Here is a 22,707-nt window from a genome sequence, read left to right as displayed (position 1 = left end):
AGCCCTTACATCTCAACGGCTAGGCTCATGCCCATACGTAACTTATCTTTATGATCCAGAGGGCGAGCTTCTACTTCGAAAGTACGTAAATCAAAACCTTGAGTGGCGTCCGTTGAGCGCCAAGTGGCGAAATCGCCCATCACGGCCACGTGATTAACTTTGAATGTGACGTCGGTATCTAAAGCTGGCACGTATGCGGTAAATTCAGCCCCTTTTTCGAAATGTTGTAGTAGATCTTCACGAACATTTAAAACCGCCCATGAATCTTTGGTATCGACAACGGTCACAACCGGAAAACCTTGCGGAGCGAGCTCGCCACTATGAAGCAGTACTTGAGAAACTTCGCCATCAAACCAAGAGTGAATCTTAGTATCTGCGGCATAGGCTTCAACTTCGGCTACTGCGCCTGCTGCCATGCGAACTTTTTCAGCTGCCGCAACTTTAGTTTCCTTACGCGCGCCTTCTTTTGCCATTTCAAACATTTGATAAGCGGCACTTTCAGTGTATTTAGCGGCTTGCCATTGTGTTTTGGCTTCATCACGTTTTTGCTCTGCAACGACACCATCCTTGTATAGATTATTGACACGCAGATAGGTTTTCTCCATAAGTTGGGAGGCAGCGCGAGCTTTACGCCATTGATCTTCAGCAGCTCTGATTTGTTGTTGGCGAGCACCGTTGTTGGCCTCTTGCGCGAGCGCTCCAGCGGCTTTTTCACCTGCAACAGCTTGTTCTAGCTTGGCGTCGATTTCTGGGCTATGAAGGGTAAAGACCAGCTGTCCTTCCTTAATTTCATCGCCTTTGCGAACCATGACTTGATCGATTCTGCCAGGTACCTTAGAGGAAATGCTGTATTGCTGAGATTCAATTTGTCCTTGAAGACGAAAGGGTGGCGTTTGATAGGCGTCAAAAAACTTATAACCGACCCAACCTGCAATAACGAGCGCGCCTAGTGTCGCGAGTGTTGGTTTAACCTTGTTCATGATACGTCCTTACTAGTGATTTTTGCAGGATTAATAGAGTTATATTTATATTGGTTAAAGCTGTTCATTTCATTGGATAGCGCAAGTAATTTGTTGAGAGAGAGTAGGTACTGGAAACTTGCGGCGGCTTGTTGTGTTTTAATGCTCGCAACATAAAGCTCGGCATCGACGACATCAATGGAGCGACCTAAACCTTGAGCAAACGCCTTTTGTCTTAGCAATAGATTCTCTTTTGCTAATGATAGGCTTGAATTTAGTCCAACCGCTTCGTCGAGGGCTTGCTGGGCTTCTAAATAGGTTTTTTCTACTAACACGCTTAGGTCTAGTTTTGCTTGGCGTTTTAGGAATTGAACTTGGCTCACAGCACTGTTTGCTGCTTTAACCTTTTCACTACGACCGGTATTTTCAAGTAGTGGTACGCTGACGCCAATACCCACTAACCAGTCTGGCGTCATCTGATTGGCTAATGAATCCCCTTCATAAAGGTTATAGTCACCGTAAGCATATACTTCAGGATAGTATTTGCCGTTCTCAGCTTTGATAAGACTGCTAGCTTGTTTTTCTTTAGCATCGAGGATCGCTAAGCCCGGATAGGTGTCTAACGTCTGGTCAACAAACGCATCGAGAGGGGGTAAGTTGCGGTTAATAAAGAGTTCGTCTCGCGGCTCAACCTTTTCGACTTGGCCTAAGATTTGTGTCAGTGCTGCTTGGGCGATATTCAGGCTATGTTGCGCCTTCTTTCTCTCGATGGTGGCTTTATCGAGTGAGGCCTCCGCTTGTAAGCGTTCTACTCTAGCAATTTGGCCCTGCTGTTCGAGTTTAATGGCGTAATCGCGATGTTTCGTCAGCCCTTGTTCGGCGGCGAGGCGAGTTTCAACCACTTCCTTAGCTAAAATCACGCTGAAGTAGTATTTACTCAGATCTTCGTATCGCGCTTGCACCTCCATCGCAAACTGACTTTCCGCCTCTTCTTGACGGCCTTCTGCCGCCGTTTGCGCCGCGGTGATCCGCCCACCAGTAAAGATTGGCCAGATTGCTCGAATGGAAGAGCTGAAGATATCTTGGTGCTCGATGGTAGACGTGATGCCGCCTAATGCACTCGCTACCTGACCAAATGCCGGACCTAGGTTGCCTAAACCAGATAGGTCAGGCACACCGCTTAGGCTATCAGCTAATTGGTGTCCTGATACCGTCACGTCTTTGTCTAGACGAGTGTAATTCGCGCCAATGGTGACGCTAGGTAGGTTAAGGCTGTTCGTAGCGCTTTTTAAGTGCCCATAACGCTCTACATTGGCTCGCTGAGCGGCGAGCGAGTTGTTGTTTTGTTGAAGCAGTTGCCAAGCCTCGTCAAAAGAGACCTCAGCGCTCCATGCATTGATAGACAGGGTGCTTAGCAATGCGCCCACAACCAGAGGTAGGGACTTAATCTTCATGTTTGCTCCAAGCCGATGTTAATAAAATATTTAGAGTTTAAACTCTAATATTGTTCAGTGCAACAATATAAATGTAGTTGCTTTTGGATAAACAGCGAAGTTAAGTGATTGTTTTTTTTGGCATCGCGCAAATACAAAGAGACTCGCAATGAGCCTCTTCAATTTGGGTGTGTTTTATTATGGGGAAGGGCATACGTAGCCTGCTCGCCACACTAAGTCCTTTGCTTGAAGCATTGCCTTCAACACTTCACTTCCCGACATTTGCGGAGAAGCAAATGAGACGAGCAGCTCGTGCTCGATGCTTTGTTGTTGGCAATCTTGTTTTTGGTAAGCCCTAACATGAGTAAACGTTGACGATCGATTTTTTGACAGCACAGCCCTATTGAGGCAAATTCCAAAACAGTCACGTTTCATAGCCTTGTTCCTCCTAACGTGAGTCCTTATACGCCCTCATTTTTTTATTTTTTTAGAGGTTATTTTTTTACAGTATGACGAGCCGCTTTCGTCATTTGATAAGCCTTAGTTACTATCACAATGGTCGGTGAACGTGCATCTGGGCCTATCGATGAAGTGACAAGATCGGTAGGGTTTTGTTAGGCCATGTATTACGTATTGTTATTCTGGCCTCGTACTTGTTCTCTTTTCTACCTTAACTATTCACTTTCGTGGCGTCTTGTTTAACGGCTGCCTAGTTACTATACAAAATGTGGGCTAATTAGTTCTAAAATTAACCTAAAAGGGCTGTGATCTTAGTCAGTGTTCTTTATGAATAATATGCAATAAGGTTTTTGGCAGCAGTAGTTTGTAACTATTTGTTTATTTGACGGAATCATAATTAAACCTTGCATCGTGATTTGCCGAAAGGGGAGTCACATAACAAAGATGAGTTAAGTGTATTCATGTTACGCGGCTGTTACAGTGAGAATAGCAAAGGAGAGTGACAATGAAATGGAATCAATTCAGCTTTCGTCATCGCTTGCTCATTATTATGACGTTGTCGGGCTTGCTTCAGTTGGTCGTATTGTCATTGGCTGGCTTTAGTTACATTAAGCAGTCGCAAGAGCAGGAAATGGGATTTAAAGCGAAGGGGGTAGCTACGTTTTTAGCGCAATCATCATCGGTGATCAACATGATTGAAGAACAGTCTACGGCGAAAATGCAAGCGAGATTCCGTGGTCTGACTGAGATGATTGGCGCAGCTTTTATCGTAATTGGTGACCATCAAGGTATCAGGCTCGTCCACCCTATTGACGAGCGCATTGGTAAGCCAATGAAAGGCGGAGACAATGATAAAGCACTGGTCGATGGGCAGGCTTATGTTTCATTTGCTGAAGGTTCATTAGGAAAGTCAGTACGGGGAAAAGCGGCCATTTTCGATAGCAATGGTCAAATTATCGGTGTGGTTTCCGTTGGATACTTAATCGATAGGTTACAAGATAGAATCGAGCCGTATTTGGCCTTTTTGTTAGGAATGGCGGTGTTGGTACTCGTCGTCAATGGCGTGATATCGAATTATATCTCTCGGCGATTTCAAAAAGCGATTTTGGGCTTTGAGCCTGAAGAGATTGGTCGCTTGTATGGTGAGCTTGACGTAACCATGAGTACCATTAAAGAAGGGGTCATCAGTATTGACTCTAACGGTGTTTTACGATCTATTAATACCAGTGCTTGCGAGATTTTAAAGTTAAACAAGCAAGACACTATCAATCAACCCTTAGTTGATGTGCTGCCAAATTCGGACTTACATAGTTTAATTAATAGCCAAGAAGTGGATCACGATATTGAGTTGTATTTGAATCATCAACGTATCGTAGCGAATCGAAGTCCAATCATTGTCGATGGTAAGGTGGTTGGAGCGGTATCCAGTTTTCGCCTGCGGGATGAAATTAGTGAGTTAACGGCGCAGCTGTCTCAAACCCAAGCCTATGCAGAAATGTTGCGCGCTCAAACTCATGAGCACCGTAATAAGCTCAATACGATTAATGGCATGCTACAAATGGGTGAGTTGGATGCAGTTCAACAACTGATCGGCTTGGAAACCGCGCACTATCAGTCGCTGATTGAATTTTTGCGGGAGACCATGCGCGACCCGCTAATTGCGGGGATGTTGTTGGGAAAGACGGAGCGCGCACGTGAACTGGGTTTAACGTTAGTCGTGGATCCTGATTCGCGTTTAGAGCCGCTACCTGTGGAGTTAAATGCGGATGATATTGTGACCATTTTAGGTAATTTAATTGATAACGCTTTCGAAGCGACGCTGTCAGCGATCAAGCAGCAGCCAAACGAACGGGTACTTCGTTCGACAATTGAAGTCTCGGTGAGTGACTATGGCAATGAAATTATCCTTGAAGTTGTGGATAGAGGCTGTGGTTTGCCTAGTGATATTGACGTATCTTCATTAACACAACGAGGGGTGTCGAGTAAGTCGGCAAGCAATCGCGGCGTTGGTTTATTTTTGGTTAAGCAATTAACGGAGCGCTATCAAGGACAGCTTGAACTGATAGCGAATAATGATATGGGGACTCGAGTCACTGTATACGTACCAAAGGATGGAATGGCATGAGTACAATGACACGTGTAATGATCATAGAAGATGATCTGAAAATTGCGGAGTTGCATCGTCGCTACCTAGAAAAAATGGGGGGGTTTGAGGTGGTCGGGATTGCCACATCACGCTCGGAAGCCGAAATGCAGCTGGAGCTGTTAGAACCAGAACTGGTTCTGCTAGATGTTTATCTACCCGATGGTACGGGTATTGATATTCTCGGCAGATTAAGGACAGTGAACCAAGCCTGTGATGTTATTCTAATTACTGCGGCGAGAGATGTGGAAACCTTACAGCAAGCAATGCGCGGTGGCGTGATTGATTACTTACTCAAACCCGTTATGTATCCTCGTTTAGAAGCCGCGTTAAAAAAATATCAGAAGCGAACAAAACAACTTCATCACGTGGACGGGCTTGATCAGTCACTCGTTGATGAAATGATGCAGAGCCATAGCGGAGAAGCAAAGGCAGATAAGCACCTTCCTAAAGGTATTGATGGTGTTACATTGGAAAAAATTCGTATGTTGTTCACTGAACACAGCTTATATACCGCCGATGAAGCGGGGGAAAATATAGGAGCAAGCCGAACAACAGCACGGCGCTATCTTGAATTTTTAATTAGTACCGGAGAGTTAGAAGCCGATGTTAATTATGGCTCTGTTGGGCGACCTGAGCGGTGCTATCGTCGTCTAGTCCGTGAGTAAAAGGTTCGTAAATGCGCAAGAGGTGGATGTGGTAAAGTCATTGGAAGAGACCAGTAGTAGCATGAGTAATAATGCGATCAACAGCATGAATTCTATGCGGTTAGTCCCGTTTACTGCCGAACACTATGCGATGTTAATCGAATGGATTGACTCGGAAAGGCTCAATTATCAATGGGGCGGGTTTCAATTTACTTTCCCTTTGACGCATACCCAGCTCAATAAATATTTCTCAAATCGCTTGAGCCGACCTTTTTTATGTCAACGGGACGGTTGTTTTGTCGGCTTTGTGGAGCTTTTTCAAGCGTCCAAAGATGTACAGCGTATCTGTCGAGTCTTTATCCAACCAGATTATCGGGGGCAAGGGCTAGCATCAGAGATGCTGCGTCTAGTGATAGCTGTAGCTAAAGTAAACCATCCTGTATCAGACATTACACTGTCAGTATTTTCCCATAATCACTCCGCTATTCAGTGTTACCAGCAATTAGGCTTTGAGCGAACCGAAGTAGTCAAAAATGTCAGGTTTATTGAGGGGCGGTATTGGGATCTGTGGCTAATGTCCCTTACCCAAAATTAAATCATGGAGTAATGGTTTTGCTTCAACGTGTTGGAAAAGAGTGATGAATAAGTATGTTAACCATTGAACCGTTAAATGAACAAAATCTTGAAGATGTTTTAATGTTGTCTGTACAGGATGAGCAGCGCCCTTACATCGGCGACATTGATGAAATTATTGACCAAAGCTGTCAAAAGAGTGAAGAAACACAATGGGTGATCTGCCAAGCTGGAAAACCCGTGGGCTTTTTTCTACTCGACCGTGCTTATGCCAATCGGTATTTATTCTGTCCGCAAGGGTCAGTTGGCCTTAGGTCGTTTCTGATTGACCAGCAATATCAAGGGCAAGGCATTGCTAAACGTGCCATTCGACAAATACAAGACCAGTACATGGTGTGGTTAGGGAAAGACCATTCAGATTTGTATCTCACGGTGAATTGTAAGAATGCCTTAGCAAGATCGCTGTATGTGAAGGCCGGGTTTATGGATACCGAACAACTTTACCTTGGCGGCGAGGCAGGACCTCAACATATAATGTGCTTTAAATCAAAGAAGCGTGGATAAATAGGACTATGATGCTCGCTGCTGTTGCACGGCCGTGTTAGCCGTTACGAGTTATCACGGAGCAGCGAGGCGGCACATTGGAGCGGTACCCAACTATGTCGGTGTCCCTATCTAATAACGAATCATGATTAACACGCAATAAATAAGGCAATTGGTGTGATTTCAAAACTTCCGCGCTGGATTGAATCTGGAGCGTTTATTTTATCATTGCTCGCAGGGACGGTGAATGCGGTCGGCTTATTGGGCTTTCAGCATCAGGCTATTTCTCATTTATCAGGAACGGCCACATTACTAGGAACGCAATTATTTAATGATTGGGCGAGCTCCGCTCATTTGATTGGTATTGTTATGAGCTTCCTATTAGGTTCGGCCATTTCTGGATGGTTCATATCGAATGTGTCTTTGAAATTAGGGCGTCAATATGAGTGGTTGTTATGCATTGAAAGTGCATTGTTGTTATCTGCGACTTACTTTTTAGTGGCAGGCTCGCCAACGGGTAGTTACTTTGCTTCGGCCGCATGTGGTTTACAAAATGCGCTTGCTACGACGTTTAGTGGTGCCGTGGTGAGAACGACACACGTGACGGGTATCGTCACTGATTTGGGGATCATGATAGGCTCAACACTAAGAGGCGAAGCGTTTGATAAGCGCAAAGCTAAATTGTTCGTGACCATATTAGTAGGCTTTATCTGTGGTGGGTTAGTTGGTGCTTTATTATTCAATCACTTGGCGTTTTATGCGCTGTTGCCTCCAGCGGTATTATGCATTATTTTGGCGTTAGGTTATCGCGTATATAGAAAGCGAATTGCTTATACTTCTCGCTCAAATTAAGGAATGAACAAGTGAAAACACAATGGATTGTGGACGCGTTTACGTCTGAGATGTTTAAAGGTAACAGTGCTGCCATCATGCTGGTAGACGAGTTTCCAAGTGATCAGTGGATGCAAAACGTCGCGATAGAGAATAATTTGTCAGAAACTGCGTATCTAACACCGATTGCCGCCAATCACTATTATATTCGGTGGTTTTCGCCACTGACGGAGATTGATTTTTGTGGTCATGCGACACTGGCATCGGCTTATATACTCTATAATCACTTAGCGATGGAACAGGGTATTTCGGCTGCGGATACCATCCGGTTTTCAACTAATGAGGTAGGTGATCTTACCGTTAGGCTATTGAAGACAGGTCGAATTGAAATGAGCTTTCCCAATCAGAATCCTACCCCCATCACAGACATCCCCCCAGCATTGCTTGAAGGGCTGTCACATACTCCCACTCGCGTTTTACGCAATGAGCAAGCGTATTTTGCCGTTTATGAATCCGAAGAGGATGTCATTGACATCGAAGCGGATAGCTCAGTGTTAGCGCAGCTGGCGCCCTATGATATTGTCGTCACGGCGCCGTCGGCACATCCGCAGCGCGATTTTGTGTCTCGTTATTTTTGGCCAGCGAGTGGTGGCGACGAAGATCCAGTGACAGGCTCGATACATGCGGGGTTGATACCTTATTGGGGCGAGCAACTTGGGAAAACGTCAATGGTAGCTTTTCAAGCATCGCAACGAAGCGGCATATTGTACGCAGAGCTTTCTGGCGAAAGAGTGCTCGTTTCTGGTGATGCTGTTTTGTTTTCCAAGTCTGAGCTGTACATTTAAAGCCTCACCAATAAAAAAGGTGGGGTTTATCGTTCGCGCTAAGTCGCACATTAACCCTAAGCCTCACATTAATCTATATTCAGTTAGACCCCATACTCAGTTAGAACCCATACTTAGTTAGAGAACAGAGACAAGACAAGAGCGATAGAATGAAATTATCGAAAAGAGAAAGTCGTGTTGTAGAAGGCGCGATTGATCAATGGCTGGAGCAGGGCGTTATTACCCCAGAGGATTCGGATAAGCTGAAGGATAGCTATCAAATCGTAAAAATAGACTGGTCGTTGATCGCCAAATATTCATTCTGGATAGCGATTGTTTGTATTGTGTTATCAGTGCTATCTGTGCTGCTCGATGAATGGCTAATTAAGCTCTTTGAGGAGATCTTCACGGCCCCTGATATTGCGAAAAGTGGATTTTTCGCGTTGATTTCAGCACTATTTTACGCATTTGGCCTCCGTCGTAAGAAGCTTTCTCCGGATAAAGTGTTTAGCAATGAAGCACTATTTGTACTAGGGATAATCAGTACTGCAGTGTCGATTTATTTTCTGGGGCAGGTGATTCAAACGGACAGCGTTACTAAGTTAATACTTGTCGCTTCGCTTGTTTACGGCTTATTGGGGCTTTGGATTCCATCGCTTATTGTTTGGCTATGTGCGTTACTGTCGTTAGGTTGTTGGTTTGGGTTTGAAACTCATCAGGCGAGCGAGTTAGGCTACTTTATTGGATTAAATTTCCCACTACGTTTTGTGTTGTTTGGTGTACTACTCATCACTTCTAGCTCATGGGTGTTGCGTCGTTGGAAATCAAAGGAAGACTTTGCCATTACGACACGAGCGGTAGGGATGTCGGTATTCTTTGTCTCTATGTGGCTGATGTCCGTATTTGGAAACCATGCCGATTGGTCGGTATGGAGTGATGTCACTCAATTCTCTTTGGTTCATTGGTCGCTGCTACTACTTGTTGCGTCTATTGCTTCTGTCTATCACGGCATAAAGTATGATGATGAACTGACGAGAGGGTTTGGTTTGATTTTTATCTTCATCAATCTGTACACTCGTTTTATAGAGTATTTTTGGGAAGGGACACACAAAGCCGTGTTCTTTGCCATCTTAGCTATAAGCTTTTGGTTCTTTGGGACGCGAGCGGAGAAAGTCTACCGTATTGGTCTAACAAGTGAAAAACCAAGTGGTGATAAAAAGAACAGTTGAGTCATATTTTGTCGCGGCAATGAGGTGTTACTCCCTTAAGTGCTCAGTAAACGGCGTAGATGAAGCCTCAGTCATTGCTGATAAGAGACTCTGGCGTGTTCCATATATTAGTTTGCGTAACACGCTTAAAGTCTATTGAGCATAATACGACGTGTGGCTCAGTCTTTTGCTTTATTACACACCGCGCGAACCATGCCTTTGAAGATAAATAGATGCGCAGGCATCATAGCAAACCAATACAGTAGTCCGCGGAACCCTTGGGGGTGCCACCATGCGGTGATATTTATTTCCCGCTTGTCACCTAGGTCGGTAATCGTGAATTCAAGTCTGCCGAGACCAGGTCCCTTCATGCCAAATAGCAGAGAAAGAAAACCAGGCTCCTCACATCGAATGACTTTCCATGAATCAATGAAATCACCCACCTGAAGCTGTGGGCCTGTTGGCGTGCGTCGAATAGGGCGGCCACCGCCGAAGAAAATATCCAACCACTCCCTTGTTCGCCACAGTAAATTGGCAAAAAAGTAGCCTTCATCCGGGCTACCGATTTTCTTAACCACATCCCATAGTGCCTGAGTGGATTTGCTGGTGGTTAACGTTGCACCGGTCTTTTTAGGGTAGTAACCATATCCAGCTTGCCAGCGGGTGAGTGCGCTTGGGTCGAACCCCCAAACATTGCTCAGGACAAAGTCACCCTCTTGCTCAACACTGGACTGTACAGCATCAGCATAAGAAATTAATGATTGAGGGTAACGTTCTTGGATTGAAGCCGAATCTGCAATGAAATCGTGTTCTAATCCGGCGAGTAATGCTCGTCCTATATTTGAAGGTACTGAGGTAACAACGCCTAGCCAATACGAAGCAAGTTTTGGGGTGAGTAGGCTGGTTGCCCAAAGGCGGAGAGGCTTATCAACACTATCACATATAATTTGAAATTGTTGATGGTAGGATAAAATGTCCGGTCCACCGACCTCATAGATGACATTAGACGGTATTTCGTCATCAATCAATTGTAAGAGATAATAGTTAAGATTCTCTAAAGCGATGGGGTTAGCTTTGGATTCGACCCATTTAGGGGCAATGAGGACGGGCAGATTATAGACAAAATCACGCATAATTTCATACGCGGCTGATCCCGGTCCGATAATAACGCCTGCTCTCAATTCAGTCACTGGAACCTTGCTGGTTCTAAGTAAGTCCCCAGTCGCCTTTCTTGCTGCTAAATGTTCGGAGTTGCCGGTTTGTGGTTGAATGGCACTTAAGTAAATAACATGCTGAACGTCACTGATATCGAGTGCCTCTTTGACATGGCGGGCAAGAGTCAGCTCGTAGTCGAGAAAGTCGTGACCATGAGCCATGCCATGGACAAGGAAAAAGACGATGTCGAAATGTGGTATGAGTGCGAGCGTAGCTTCTCGATTGGATAAATCGAGGTATTCAAATTTCAATTGAGAGTGAGGCATGACTCGCGCTTTGAGGTAATCAATTTGACGCGCCGCTGCGGTGACTTCGTGTCCTTGCTCAAGAAGCTTGGGAATTAATTGTGATCCGACGTAACCAGAAGCCCCAAGAACCAAAATGCGTTTCATTCATCACTCCATTGAATCAATATTATCTCTATAAAATCTAACACGTTTCTTGTGTTTTACTGCGCTATTTGTTTGCTTAAAAGAGCTTTTATTCAAAGGCCCTATGAAAACTATTCATAATATGAAATTTATAAAAAACGATATATCATTCTTATCTTGTCGTTAAAAGCGAACAGTTCGACTTTAACGGCCTAAATTGGCTTCCTACAAAAGCCTTTTTAGTGTAGATTCACACTCCAATTTTGTATGTGATTGAAGTGTATTAATGCTTAAATTGTCTGACCTAAGTAAAGGCTATATCGACGGTGGGGAATTTCACCCTGTACTGCAAGGTGCAGAGTTAACATTGTCGCAAGGTGAGCAATTAGCATTGATGGGTGAGAGTGGTTCTGGCAAGAGTACACTTCTGAATTTGCTTGCTGGTATTGATCGTGTGGATTCGGGTGAAATTTGGTATCCAGACTTCGCTATGCATGATTCTAGCGAAAGCATGCGCACCGCTTACCGTCGAAATAACATTGGTCACATATTCCAGCAATTCAATTTACTTCCGACACTGAATGTTGCAGACAACATCCGATTCTGTCGTCAGATTAAAGGCCTACCGGAAGACCGAGGATTATGGCGTCAGATTTTATCTGCGTTAGACCTCATGGCGCTGTTAGGGCGTTATCCAGAAGAAGTTTCTGGTGGTCAACAACAACGAGCGGCGATTGCTCGTGCGCTTTATATGGAGCCTAAAATTCTCCTTGCGGATGAGCCAACGGGTAGTCTCGATGAACGAAACGCAGAAGCGGTTATGCGACTTTTGACGTCGTTAACCAAGCAATTACAGTGTACTTTGTTGGTCGTCACCCACAGTGAAAAAGTGGCCAGTCATATGGATGGGTGTATACGCCTTCAAGGGGGGCAGTTGCATGTTGTTGCCCGTAGTTAAGGCGCTACTTGGGCATTATCGCCGTCATCCACTGCAAATATTATTAGTTTGGTTAGGGTTAACGCTCGGAGTATCACTTCTTGTAGGTGTAACGGCGATTAATCACCATGCTAAGCAAGCCTATGCGAGCGGTGAGAAACTGTTCGCCAATCCTGTTCCCTATCGAATTAGGCCAAAACACGCTGACACGAAAATACCTCAAGGTTTTTATATTCAATTACGTCGTGAGGGTTTTAAGCAGTGTGTGCCATTTGATATGCACAAAGTCACGTCAGAAGATGGACTGGAGCTCAATCTTGTTGGTGTTGATCCGATAGCGTTACTGCAATTAAAAAATTCGGTCACAATTAGTGATATCGCATCGCAAGACTTGATTAAAGTACCGTCGACGGTGATCGTGAGTGCCGACTTAGCCAAGCTTAAAGGCTGGGTCGCTGGTGATATTATCCCTTTAGAGGGGGGAGTATTGCTAGGGCCTATTAAAATCGATAAGAAAAGTGGTATCCGTGGAACTCGTATTCTGGCAGATATGTCTCTCCTTAGAGGTCTCAAAAAGTCTTCGGGATTATCGGTTATCGCTTGTGGCGAAATGTCGGCAGAAAAACTCGAAGCCTTGCGTAAGCGCATTCCCAATGGGATGACGCTTTCTCGGAGCTCTCAATCGCAACTAGAGGCATTAACTAAAGCCTTCCACACCAATTTGACCGCAATGAGTATGCTCTCTTTTGTTGTGGGTTTATTCATATTTTACCAAGCGATGTCGTTGTCTTTAGCGCAACGTCAGCCATTAGTAGGTAGCCTACGTCAGTTAGGTGTATCTGGGTGGCAATTAGCTCAGGCGCTTTGTCTTGAGCTGGCAGGTTTAGTGTTCTTAAGCTGGTTAGGTGGCAATGTGTTTGGTTTGGTGCTTGCCAACCAACTTATTCCAGCTGTATCTCAAAGCCTAAGTGATTTATATGATGCGAATATCGGGTTAACGATTGAGTGGAGTTGGCAATGGAGCATTTATAGCTTTTTGTTGGCGTTTGCTGGTGCCGTTATATCTTGTGGTTGGCCTTTAGTTCGCTTGCTTAAATCGCAGCCAATTCGGCTTTCGTCTCGCTTATCTTTAATGCGCTTTACCGGTGCTGAGTTCACATGGCAAGCCTTTGTTGCGTGTGGTTTTTGTGTAGCAGCGATTGCGATATATCAAGCACCTAAATCTCAAAGCTCTGGCTACGCTATTATTGTATTGATGCTACTCAGCGTCGCACTCATCACGCCATTTATTATCTGGAAAGTGTTTACGGGACTGTCATTTTCTTTGAAATGGGTCAAGGTAAGGTGGTTCTTTGCTGATGCGGCTGCCAGCATGAGTTACCGTGGTGTTGCGAATATGGCCTTTATGCTGGCTCTCGCTGCCAATATGGGCGTCGAAACGATGGTCGGTAGTTTCCGTGACACCACCGATCGGTGGCTAACGCAACGTTTAGCTGCGGATATCTATGTTTACCCAACGAGTAATAATGCGAGTCGTATGAGCCACTGGTTAGAGAGTCAACCAGAAGTTGACCGCGTATGGTGGCGTTGGGAAGAAGAAATGCCTAGTAAATATGGCATGATGCAAGTAGTGAGTACTGGAGACTCTGTTGGCGAGTTGGAATCTCTGACGGTTAAAATTGCAATTCCAAACTACTGGTATCATTTACATCACTCACGAGGCGTGATGATTAGTGAGTCGATGGCACTTAAACAAGGGTTAAGACCGGGTGATTACCTGAATTTAGGTAAGCCCTTAGGTCGCAATTGGCAAGTCATCGGTGTGTATTACGACTATGGCAACCCATATCATCAAGTGCTTATGTCACAAAATCGTTGGCTCGCTCATTTCTCGGGATCGGGTGATGTTGCCCTTGGCGCGGTGCTCAATGATAAAGAACAATCGATTTTGGTGCAGCGACGACTACAGAGCACCTTTAGGTTGAACTCTGAGCGTATATATGACAATACGACCATTCACAAAGAAGCAATGCAAACCTTTGATCGTACTTTTTCGATTGCAGATACGTTAGGTAATATCACATTGGTGATAGCGGTATTTGGTATTTTCTTCTCTACCATAGCAGGAGAAGTCTCTCGGCAGCGGCACACGTCGTTATTACGCTGTTTTGGTATTTCGGGAAGAGAGCTTGTGTTAATGGGAGGCTTGCAATTGCTGGTGTTTGGACTGATTTCAGCTGCCATAGCGATGCCGCTGGGCGTCGCCTTAGCGCAATTAATTGTCGATATTGTTATCAAACAGTCCTTTGGTTGGTCTTTGCAGTTGCAAATTGTACCGTGGCAATATTTAACGTCATGCTTGTGGAGCATGCTGGCACTAGTGATCGCTGGCGCGATTCCGGTGCTAAGACTCATTAGGAACTCACCGATCCACTCATTAAGAGATGCGTTGTAAATGAATCGACTGCAGAAACTCATTTTTTCATGTTGCTTGGTGGTGGTAGTCGCGGTGTCATTTGTTGCGATCCTTAAAGAGGATGAACAGCGCATCACTCGCTCAAAAACAACCCATATCAATACGATATTTGGCTCGCCGGGCAAGAAAGTCTTTGAACCGGTATTGCCTGATCGTGTTGTGACATTACCTAAAGATTTTCGCTTTCACCCCGAGTTTCAGCATGAATGGTGGCAACTTGTGACTAAGTTGACCGATGAGCACGGACAAACGTATTGGATGAGGTGGCGTTTTTTCCGCTACGCCAGCGATGATCGAGTCAAAACGGGTTGGGAAGATCCACAAATATATATCTCTAACGTTGTATTGACCAGCCATCTTGGTATGTTTACTGATCAGCGTATTGCTCGTGGTGGTATAGGGCAAGCAGGGGGAGTGAGTCGACCATTTAGGGTGTGGATTGATGACTGGTCTTGGCGGTCTTTATCGAACGATCCAATGCCTGGCAATTTAAAGATTTCAACAGAAAAATTCAACGTTAACTTACAGTTTGAACGTAATGGGCAGTATGCGGTTATTGGTAACGATGGTTATCATTCCAAGCATGATCTTTTACCGCGCGCATCTTACGTGATTGAAGCGCCGTTTATTAAAACTTCAGGACAAATTTCGCTACCCAATGGCAAGAGCTTGAAGGTAACGGGTAGTGCTTGGCTGTCAAAAGAGTGGGGCAGTGAACTTGTTGGTGGAAATTACGTTGGTGAAGACAATTTTATCGTAAAACTGTCCGCGAAACGTGTTCTTATGGTCAGCCAATACCGATATAAAGACAATATGCCTTATGTCAGTGCAAGCGTGATAGATGATGATGGACACGTTACTACAATTGATAGTGATGAGATTACGTTAAAAGCGCTTAAGTTCACCGAGTTGAATGGTGGTGCTCGTGTACCTTTAAATTGGAAGATCAGTATACCAAGTCATGATATTAATCTTGTCATCAAGGCTGGAAAACAGGTGAATTGGGTTAACTTTGTTGTTCCTCAATGGCAAGGTCCAGTCCGTACTAGAGGTTCTCATATTGTTTCTGGCTATATTCAACTAAGTGGCTATTAGAAGAGGGCCTTCTGTCTCAGTATTTCGTTTCTAATCACCTTTATAAATGTTGTTACTCAGCAACATTTTCTCTCTTGCAACTTTTTTGCAGCATTTTCTAAATCAAGATGATATTGACAGCCGCACAAGCAACGCGGCTGTTTATTATCGTTAGCATCTTTCTGCACTATACTATTCTATAGTTGGAGTATTATTTTATGGATATCTCGAATAGTTTCCTGTTAATATTCGGTTATTCCTACAAGTAACCTCCGTACAATCGATTTTTTCTGTAAATTAACTAGATATAGAATCTAACTATTCAAACAAAACGAATAACTATAAAGGGTTTATCTATGAACGACGTCATTCGTGACTTTTTTAAGATGGAATCAGCAGGTGGTATTATCTTGGTGATTGCAGCTGCGATTGCGATGGTTGTTGCTAACTCTCCTCTCAATGAGCTTTACCAAGGCGCACTTCATACCTATGTGTTTGGTTTATCTATTTCTCACTGGATTAACGACGGCTTGATGGCCGTATTCTTCATGTTGATTGGTCTAGAAGTGAAGCGAGAATTGCTAGAGGGTGCGCTGAAGTCTCGTGAGACTGCGATTTTCCCAGCGATTGCGGCAGTAGGCGGTATGGTTGCACCTGCACTTATTTACGTTCTCTTTAACTCAGGCGATCCTGAAGCAATGAGTGGCTGGGCGATTCCAGCAGCAACAGATATCGCTTTTGCTCTTGGTATTATGGCGTTACTTGGGAAACGCGTACCGGTTGCACTTAAAGTATTCTTGTTGGCGCTAGCAATTATTGATGACCTAGGTGTTATCGTTATTATTGCGCTATTTTATAGCAGTGACTTGTCCACGCTTGCCCTAACGATTGGTTTTGCGATGACGGCTCTATTGTTTGCGCTGAACTCGAAACAAGTAACAAAACTACCTATTTACCTCGCAGTTGGTTTGGTATTGTGGGTTAGCGTATTGGCTTCTGGTGTCCACGCGACGTTGGCTGGTGTTGTTCTTGGCTTCGCCATACCGCTTCAAGGTAAACCGGGAGAACACTCTCCGCTGAAACATATGGAGCATACACTCCACCCTTATGTGGCTTTTGGTATTTTACCAATATTTGCTTTCGCGAATGCTGGCATCTCACTGCAAGGCGTATCGATGGAAGGTTTAACATCAATGCTACCTTTGGGTATTGCAGCGGGTCTATTAATTGGTAAACCTTTGGGTATCTTTACCTTTAGTTGGGCGGCAGTGAAGTTTGGCGTGGCTAAGCTCCCTGAAGGGGTTAACTTCAAGCAGGTATTTGCGGTTAGTGTGTTATGTGGTATCGGTTTCACCATGTCGATTTTCATCGCTTCACTTGCGTTTGTTGGCGTTAGCCCTGAATTTGATACCTACGCAAGACTCGGTATTTTAATGGGGTCGACTACAGCGGCAATTCTTGGTTACGGTTTGCTTAATGCCTCGTTACCAAAGGAAGCAGCACCTGAGCCCAAAGAGCAATATTAAATCCTCAGGACTAACTTGATGTAATTAAGCCCAACTTCGGTTGGGTTTTTTTTGTCTCAAAAAATCGGTGTGGAAGTAGCTTGCGTTGCCTGTGATGGAGCAATACAGGTCGAGCTTTATCCAATGTTGTTATCTTTCGTCCTTAGCGGGGGATAAAGGTAAGATATTTCTCTAATCGCTTTCCTTAGAACCATTGCATCGTTAAAATGGCGCTTCTTTAAAAGGGGGTCAGATGCACCAATCACTGAAGTATATAACGGGTTACCCAGGCAACTTAATTGAACAAGTCTCAGGTTTAGTGGAGTCTGGTCGTTTTACTGCGTGGTTTGAGCAGCGCTATCCTGAATCGCACCAAATAAAAAGCGAAAAGGCCTTGTTTGAGTTCACTATGCAAATTAAACAACGCTTCATGAAAAAAACAGCGCCGATCACTAAAGTGGTGTGGGACAGCAAAATTCACCTGATCAACAATGCACTTGGCTTACATACCTATGTTTCTCGTGTGCATGGTGGAAAGCTGAAAGCTAAAAATGAAATACGTATTGCGAGTATATTTAAAGATGCCCCTGAACCTTTACTGAGAATGTTAGTGGTTCACGAACTGGCTCACGTTAGAGAAAAAGAACACGATAAAGGGTTTTATCAACTATGTTGTCACATGGAACCCAACTATCATCAACTTGAGTTTGATGCCCGCCTTTTTATGATTTACAAAGAGTTGATGAATGAAAACGCCAAAAAACGTTAATAACAACACGATTAAAGATCCACAAACGACCTCTGTCATTGAGAAGCGAGCAGCTGCGGGGTTGCATAAAAATAACCGACATCATGGGCGATATGATTTCGTTGCTTTGGTGAAAGCGGTCCCTGCATTGAAAGCAGTGATGACGAAAAACCCTAATGGCGAAGATACGATATCGTTTTCCGATCCTTTAGCGGTGAAATTACTCAATAAAGCGCTCCTTATGTCAGAATATGGCGTGGAGTTTTGGGATATACCTGAAGGGTTTTTATGCCCACCGATTCCAGGGCGCGCCGATTATATCCATTGGTTGAGTGAGCATCTAAATCGAGATTTAGCAAAGCCCGGTGCAAAAATTAAAGTACGAGCGCTTGATGTAGGGGTAGGAGCTAACTGTATTTACCCTATTATTGGTGCATCGCAGTATTACTGGAACTGGGTTGGTTCAGAGATAGACGCTAGTGCCATTGAAGCAGCAAGACGCATTGTTGATAATAATCCGTCGTTGGCAAAAAAAATCGAGATTCGTCAGCAAACGAACCCAAATACAATTTTTGAAGGGGTGATTCACCCTGGAGACTTCTTTGTTGTCACTACTTGTAATCCACCGTTTCATAAATCATTAGAAGAGGCAAAGCAAGGCTCGGAGCGTAAAGTTAAGAACCTTGGGCAGAACCGCCAGCAAAGGGGCAGCAATGCAGTATCAGTTGATACATCAGCCCTTAACTTTGGTGGACAAAAAGCTGAGTTATGGTGTCCGGGTGGCGAAGCCGCATTTGTCGCCAAAATGGCACAAGAGAGTGAGCGTTTTTCCAAGCAAGTGATTTGGTTTAGTACCTTACTTTCCAAAAAAGACAATATAAGACCACTGACCAAAAAACTGGAGCAATTAGGCGCGACAGAAATTGTCATACAAGAAATGGCGCAGGGTCAGAAAAAAAGCCGCTTTGTGGTATGGAGCTTTATGTCAACACAGCAGCGAAGTCAGTTTGCTAAAACATTGAAGTAAGTGTTACTGATAGAGCAATGATTGGTACTTCTCGACCATTGCTCTATTGCCTGCTTTCGATTCAAGGTCGATTAACACCCTCAAACTTGCCTTTTGATAACCGTAGCGTTGGTTAAATGCCAATAAACGCAGTCGAGCTTCTTTCAATTGATGGTTTCTAACCTCTATAGCGGCGAGCTGTATTGTAGCGTTTGGGCGTAGAGGTTGATGATCAAGTGATTTAACAAAATATGCTTCGGCTTTCTTTAAGTGGTTCGCCTTCAGTGCGCATAATCCGGCATTTTCATAACTTGATGCGACTTGATAATAAAAAGGTTGTTCAATCGCCTGGTTAAAATAGTGCTCGGCTTTGTCATAGTCTCCCTGCTTACACAAAAATGTCCCGTAGTTATTCAAAACAGTCCCATTGTTGGGGTAAGTGCTCGTTGCTTGCTCATAGGCGTTTCGTGCTGCTTTGACATCACCGACGGTTTCATAGTAGTAAGCCATAGTTAAGCTTGTGCGATAGTATTTTGGAGCATGCTTCATTGCCTTTTCAAAGTTTTGTTTTGCTCGGGCGTAATCCCCTTGTTTCATGTAACCGAGACCTAGCTCAATACGAGATTCTGCGACAGTAACAGGATCTTTTTGCACATTATTGGCACTTTCATCAACCGCAACACAACCGCCTAATAATGGTATTACGATTAAAGCAAGTGTCTGCCACTTCACCATGCTATTTACCTTTTTTGACTACTCAATGTTATGAGCCGATGCCATTTATGATAAGCACTTAGATTCTTATCTGGTGTGGTTGAGTGCACCAGTGCGAGTGAACGCTCAGAAATAACGGACGTTGTAAAAGCAAGTTGCTCATAAAGTAAGCGAACGAAGTTAGAATAACGACTCTAATCTATATCTGGCGTATGAACTTCGCTACAGTATTGGCGAAGAAATTAAGTGGTGGCGCAAGAATGACTTTTGAAAAAAAACCATGGTTAAACACCTACCCAGATGATGTGCCAGAGAACGTTAACATAGACCGTTTTCAAAACATCAATGAGCTGTTTGAACGCTCATTTACTGAGTTTGCCGATAAAACAGCCTTCATAAATATGGGCCACTCTCTGACCTACAGAGAGCTAAATGAAAAGAGTGATGCATTTGCTGCATATCTGCAGTCGACTCTGGGTGCAAAGAAAGGTGATAGAATTGCCTTAATGATGCCTAACTTGTTGCAGTATCCGATTACCATCTTGGGCGCATTAAAAGCAGGTTTAGTGGTTGTTAACGTCAACCCCCTCTATACGCCAAGAGAGTTGGAACATCAGCTTAGAGATTCAGGAGCGACCATTATTGTTGCTGTCACCAATTTTGGTGAAAACTTGCAAAAAGTCGTCGCGAAAACCAGTATAAAACACGTAATTCTAACCAGTATTGGTGATGCGTTGGCGCCTCACAAGCGTACATTAGTGAATTTTGTCGTGAAGTACGTGAAAAAAATGGTGCCTAAATATCACTTACCTAGTGCGATTTCTCTACGTCGCGTGCTAACCGAAGGTAAGAAGTTAGACTTTAATCCACCTAACATAACGAGTGATGATTTAGCGTATTTACAGTATACCGGCGGAACAACCGGATTAGCGAAAGGGGCGATGCTGACACATCGAAACATCATCGCCAACGTATTACAAGTGTTTGGTCATTTTGGTCCGCGTACGGCTCAAGAGCAAGAGCACGCCGTCACGCCTTTGCCTCTTTATCACATCTTTGCCAATTCGGTGAGTATGATGTTGATGATGTATATGGGGGGGACAAACCTATTAATAACCAACCCAAGAGATCTGGACTCTTTCGTTAATGATCTCAGTAAATACCCGTTTACTATGGTCTTTGGCTTAAACACACTGTTTGCTGCGCTTAACAATCACGCCAAATTTAAACAGTTAGACTTCTCTCACGCTGAATTTACTATAGCTGGGGGGATGGCAACACAAAAGCATGTTGCTGACGAGTGGCAAAAAATAACAGGCATGCCAATTATCGAAGGGTATGGTTTAACGGAATGCTCCCCAGTAGTGGCGGGTGGTATTCATACTCAGCAGTGTTTTGTTCCTGCTGTTGGCGTCCCATTACCGAGTACAGAATTACGCATTGTGGATGAACAAGGCAATGAGCTAGGCATCAATGAGGTCGGGGAAATTCAGATCCGTGGCGATCAAGTGATGAAAGGATACTGGAAGCAAGAAGCAGAGACTCGAGCGGTGCTAACGGACGATGGTTGGCTGTATTCTGGTGATATCGGAAGAATGGATGACCGCGGGGTATTCTTTATTGAAGACCGTAAGAAAGATATGATTTTAGTGTCTGGCTTTAATGTTTTTCCGACCGAAATTGAAGAAGTGGCGACGTTGCATTCGAAAATTGTCGAAGCTGCTGCCATTGGTGTGCCAGACGATGTAGCGGGCGAAAGGGTCAAGCTAGTGGTCGTGACTAACGGACAAGTCACGGTTGAAGAGATCAAGAAGCATTGCCGTCAGCACCTAACGGGCTACAAAATCCCGAAAGTCATCGAATATCGAGATTCGCTGCCAAAAACAAACGTTGGTAAAATTTTAAGGCGAGAGCTGAGATAAGTCGGTCGCTAGTTTGTAGAATTGGAAATCCCTAACGATGAATATCTTTAGGGATTTTTTATATGGTGCTTTACGTTGGTCGTTATCGGTTTGATGTTAACCTTAGTTCCATTTAAGACTGTTAGTCTGTCACCGTAAAGTTGTCTGCGCTGAAGTGATCTAAATCGTATGGTGTTTGTTGATAAACACAGTAGTTCAACCAGTTTGCAAACAGCAAGTGCCCATGGCTTCGCCAGCTGGCACAAGGCTTGTTATCTGGGTTATTGTTGGGGTAATAGTTAACCGGAATCGCAGGCTCCATTCCCTCACCAAGGTCGCGTACATACTCATTATGAAGCGTTAGCGCGTCGTATTCCGGGTGACCAGTGACAAATACGTTTCGTTTATCTTTTGTCGCTGCAAGATACACACCTGCGACATCAGATGTGGCGAGAATGTCGAGGTCGGTGTGTTCTTCTAGGTACTCAACGGAGAAGTCGGCATAACGTGAATGTGGCGCAAGAAACGAGTCATCAAATCCACGTAGCACAGGGTGATAGGGCTGGTGGACAGAATGGTGATAGACACCAGATAGTTTCTCTTTGCGTGTCCGTTTTGGCAAATTATAAAGCAGCTTTAGTCCTGCTTGAGCTGCCCAACACACATAAAGCGTTGAGGTCACATGCTTGTTTGCCCAATTCATAATAGTTTGTAGGTGATCCCAGTACATGACATCTTCAAACTGAACTAAGCCAAGAGGTGCGCCTGTGATGATTAAACCATCGAAATTACGACTTTTAACCATCTCAAATTGGCGATAGAAATTGTCTAGGTGTTCTGTTGGCGTGTTTTTACTTGGGCGGTCGTCGATGCGCAGTAGCTCTATATCCACCTGAAGAGGACTGTTTGAGAGTAGTCTTAAAAATTGAGTTTCCGTTTCAATTTTTTTAGGCATGAGGTTGAGGATAAGCACTTTAAGCGGGCGGATCTCCTGAGAAGATGCACGAGTTTCCGGCATGATAAAGATGTTTTCTTCACGAAGTACATCGGATGCGGGCAGTTGGTCAGGAATCTTAATTGGCACAGCTTACTCCCTAAGCTAATTGGTGTTTTGGACGTCTATACATCTAAAGTTAACTG

Annotated in this window: 20 protein-coding genes; 14 read left to right on the top strand and 6 right to left on the bottom strand. The window is 44.3% G+C overall.

Annotation, left to right across the window (positions count from 1 at the left end):
• Positions 1 to 5: 5 nt before the first annotated feature.
• The 3 genes from L4D74_RS04640 to L4D74_RS04630 all read right to left on the bottom strand — a co-directional run bounded on the left by L4D74_RS04640 (position 6) and on the right by L4D74_RS04630 (position 2,827).
• Positions 6 to 980: an HlyD family secretion protein gene (locus L4D74_RS04640; protein ID WP_428750967.1), complete on the bottom strand. Its 975-nt coding sequence runs from the start codon at positions 978 to 980 to the stop codon at positions 6 to 8.
• Positions 977 to 2,413, bottom strand: a complete 1,437-nt coding sequence (locus tag L4D74_RS04635; protein ID WP_428750966.1) for a TolC family protein — start codon at positions 2,411 to 2,413, stop codon at positions 977 to 979. The genes L4D74_RS04640 and L4D74_RS04635 overlap by 4 nt, the downstream gene beginning before the upstream one ends.
• A gap of 177 nt (positions 2,414 to 2,590) precedes the next feature.
• Positions 2,591 to 2,827: a cation transporter gene (locus L4D74_RS04630; RefSeq protein WP_428750965.1), complete on the bottom strand. Its 237-nt coding sequence runs from the start codon at positions 2,825 to 2,827 to the stop codon at positions 2,591 to 2,593.
• A gap of 529 nt (positions 2,828 to 3,356) precedes the next feature.
• Here L4D74_RS04630 and L4D74_RS04625 point away from each other — a divergent pair.
• The 7 genes from L4D74_RS04625 to L4D74_RS04595 all read left to right on the top strand — a co-directional run bounded on the left by L4D74_RS04625 (position 3,357) and on the right by L4D74_RS04595 (position 9,641).
• On the top strand, positions 3,357 to 4,976 hold the full coding sequence (locus tag L4D74_RS04625) for an ATP-binding protein (protein WP_428750964.1): 1,620 nt from the start codon (positions 3,357 to 3,359) through the stop codon (positions 4,974 to 4,976).
• Positions 4,973 to 5,662, top strand: a complete 690-nt coding sequence (locus tag L4D74_RS04620) for a response regulator (RefSeq protein ID WP_428750963.1) — start codon at positions 4,973 to 4,975, stop codon at positions 5,660 to 5,662. The genes L4D74_RS04625 and L4D74_RS04620 overlap by 4 nt, the downstream gene beginning before the upstream one ends.
• Before the next feature lie 28 nt (positions 5,663 to 5,690).
• Positions 5,691 to 6,236, top strand: coding sequence for a GNAT family N-acetyltransferase (locus L4D74_RS04615; protein WP_428750962.1), 546 nt, complete (start codon positions 5,691 to 5,693; stop codon positions 6,234 to 6,236).
• Between the two features lie 53 nt (positions 6,237 to 6,289).
• Positions 6,290 to 6,778: a GNAT family N-acetyltransferase gene (locus tag L4D74_RS04610; protein ID WP_428750961.1), complete on the top strand. Its 489-nt coding sequence runs from the start codon at positions 6,290 to 6,292 to the stop codon at positions 6,776 to 6,778.
• 156 nt (positions 6,779 to 6,934) lie between these two features.
• Positions 6,935 to 7,609: a YoaK family protein gene (locus tag L4D74_RS04605; RefSeq protein WP_428750960.1), complete on the top strand. Its 675-nt coding sequence runs from the start codon at positions 6,935 to 6,937 to the stop codon at positions 7,607 to 7,609.
• 11 nt (positions 7,610 to 7,620) lie between these two features.
• Positions 7,621 to 8,433, top strand: coding sequence for a PhzF family phenazine biosynthesis protein (locus L4D74_RS04600; protein WP_428750959.1), 813 nt, complete (start codon positions 7,621 to 7,623; stop codon positions 8,431 to 8,433).
• 149 nt (positions 8,434 to 8,582) lie between these two features.
• The gene (locus L4D74_RS04595; protein ID WP_428750958.1) at positions 8,583 to 9,641 is read left to right on the top strand and encodes a hypothetical protein; all 1,059 of its coding nucleotides are present in this window, start codon (positions 8,583 to 8,585) and stop codon (positions 9,639 to 9,641) included.
• 158 nt (positions 9,642 to 9,799) lie between these two features.
• On the opposite strand, the gene L4D74_RS04590 is transcribed toward L4D74_RS04595, so the two are convergent.
• On the bottom strand, positions 9,800 to 11,227 hold the full coding sequence (locus tag L4D74_RS04590) for a DUF2867 domain-containing protein (RefSeq protein ID WP_428750957.1): 1,428 nt from the start codon (positions 11,225 to 11,227) through the stop codon (positions 9,800 to 9,802).
• Positions 11,228 to 11,492: 265 nt separating this feature from the next.
• Here L4D74_RS04590 and L4D74_RS04585 point away from each other — a divergent pair, with 265 nt between their 5' ends.
• From L4D74_RS04585 to rlmF, 6 genes are all read left to right on the top strand, one after another.
• Positions 11,493 to 12,164 (top strand): ABC transporter ATP-binding protein, encoded by a 672-nt coding sequence (locus tag L4D74_RS04585; protein ID WP_428750956.1) that lies wholly within the window; start codon positions 11,493 to 11,495, stop codon positions 12,162 to 12,164.
• Complete coding sequence (locus L4D74_RS04580; RefSeq protein ID WP_428750955.1) at positions 12,145 to 14,598, top strand: ABC transporter permease; 2,454 nt, start codon at positions 12,145 to 12,147, stop codon at positions 14,596 to 14,598. Before L4D74_RS04585 ends, L4D74_RS04580 begins: the two co-directional genes overlap by 20 nt.
• On the top strand, positions 14,599 to 15,714 hold the full coding sequence (locus L4D74_RS04575) for a lipocalin-like domain-containing protein (protein ID WP_428750954.1): 1,116 nt from the start codon (positions 14,599 to 14,601) through the stop codon (positions 15,712 to 15,714).
• 335 nt (positions 15,715 to 16,049) lie between these two features.
• Positions 16,050 to 17,219 (top strand): Na+/H+ antiporter NhaA, encoded by a 1,170-nt coding sequence (nhaA, locus tag L4D74_RS04570; protein WP_428750953.1) that lies wholly within the window; start codon positions 16,050 to 16,052, stop codon positions 17,217 to 17,219.
• 232 nt (positions 17,220 to 17,451) lie between these two features.
• Positions 17,452 to 17,967 carry a YgjP-like metallopeptidase domain-containing protein gene (locus L4D74_RS04565; protein WP_428750952.1) on the top strand — a complete coding sequence of 172 codons (516 nt, stop codon included), beginning with the start codon at positions 17,452 to 17,454 and terminating at the stop codon, positions 17,965 to 17,967.
• Positions 17,945 to 18,973, top strand: coding sequence for a 23S rRNA (adenine(1618)-N(6))-methyltransferase RlmF (rlmF, locus tag L4D74_RS04560; RefSeq protein ID WP_428750951.1), 1,029 nt, complete (start codon positions 17,945 to 17,947; stop codon positions 18,971 to 18,973). The genes L4D74_RS04565 and rlmF overlap by 23 nt, the downstream gene beginning before the upstream one ends.
• 3 nt (positions 18,974 to 18,976) lie before the next feature.
• On the opposite strand, the gene pilW is transcribed toward rlmF, so the two are convergent.
• The gene (gene pilW, locus L4D74_RS04555) at positions 18,977 to 19,687 is read right to left on the bottom strand and encodes a type IV pilus biogenesis/stability protein PilW (protein ID WP_428750950.1); all 711 of its coding nucleotides are present in this window, start codon (positions 19,685 to 19,687) and stop codon (positions 18,977 to 18,979) included.
• Positions 19,688 to 19,926: 239 nt separating this feature from the next.
• Here pilW and L4D74_RS04550 point away from each other — a divergent pair, with 239 nt between their 5' ends.
• On the top strand, positions 19,927 to 21,588 hold the full coding sequence (locus L4D74_RS04550) for an AMP-binding protein (RefSeq protein ID WP_428750949.1): 1,662 nt from the start codon (positions 19,927 to 19,929) through the stop codon (positions 21,586 to 21,588).
• A gap of 121 nt (positions 21,589 to 21,709) precedes the next feature.
• On the opposite strand, the gene metA is transcribed toward L4D74_RS04550, so the two are convergent.
• Positions 21,710 to 22,651: a homoserine O-succinyltransferase MetA gene (gene metA / locus L4D74_RS04545; protein ID WP_428750948.1), complete on the bottom strand. Its 942-nt coding sequence runs from the start codon at positions 22,649 to 22,651 to the stop codon at positions 21,710 to 21,712.
• Positions 22,652 to 22,707 lie beyond the last annotated feature (56 nt).

The organism is Vibrio cionasavignyae (assembly GCF_050337155.1).
In the GTDB taxonomy this organism is placed as follows: domain Bacteria; phylum Pseudomonadota; class Gammaproteobacteria; order Enterobacterales; family Vibrionaceae; genus Vibrio; species Vibrio nomapromontoriensis.
The sequence above is the reverse complement of the archived record's forward strand: the minus strand, read 5'-3'. Positions and strand labels throughout refer to the sequence as shown.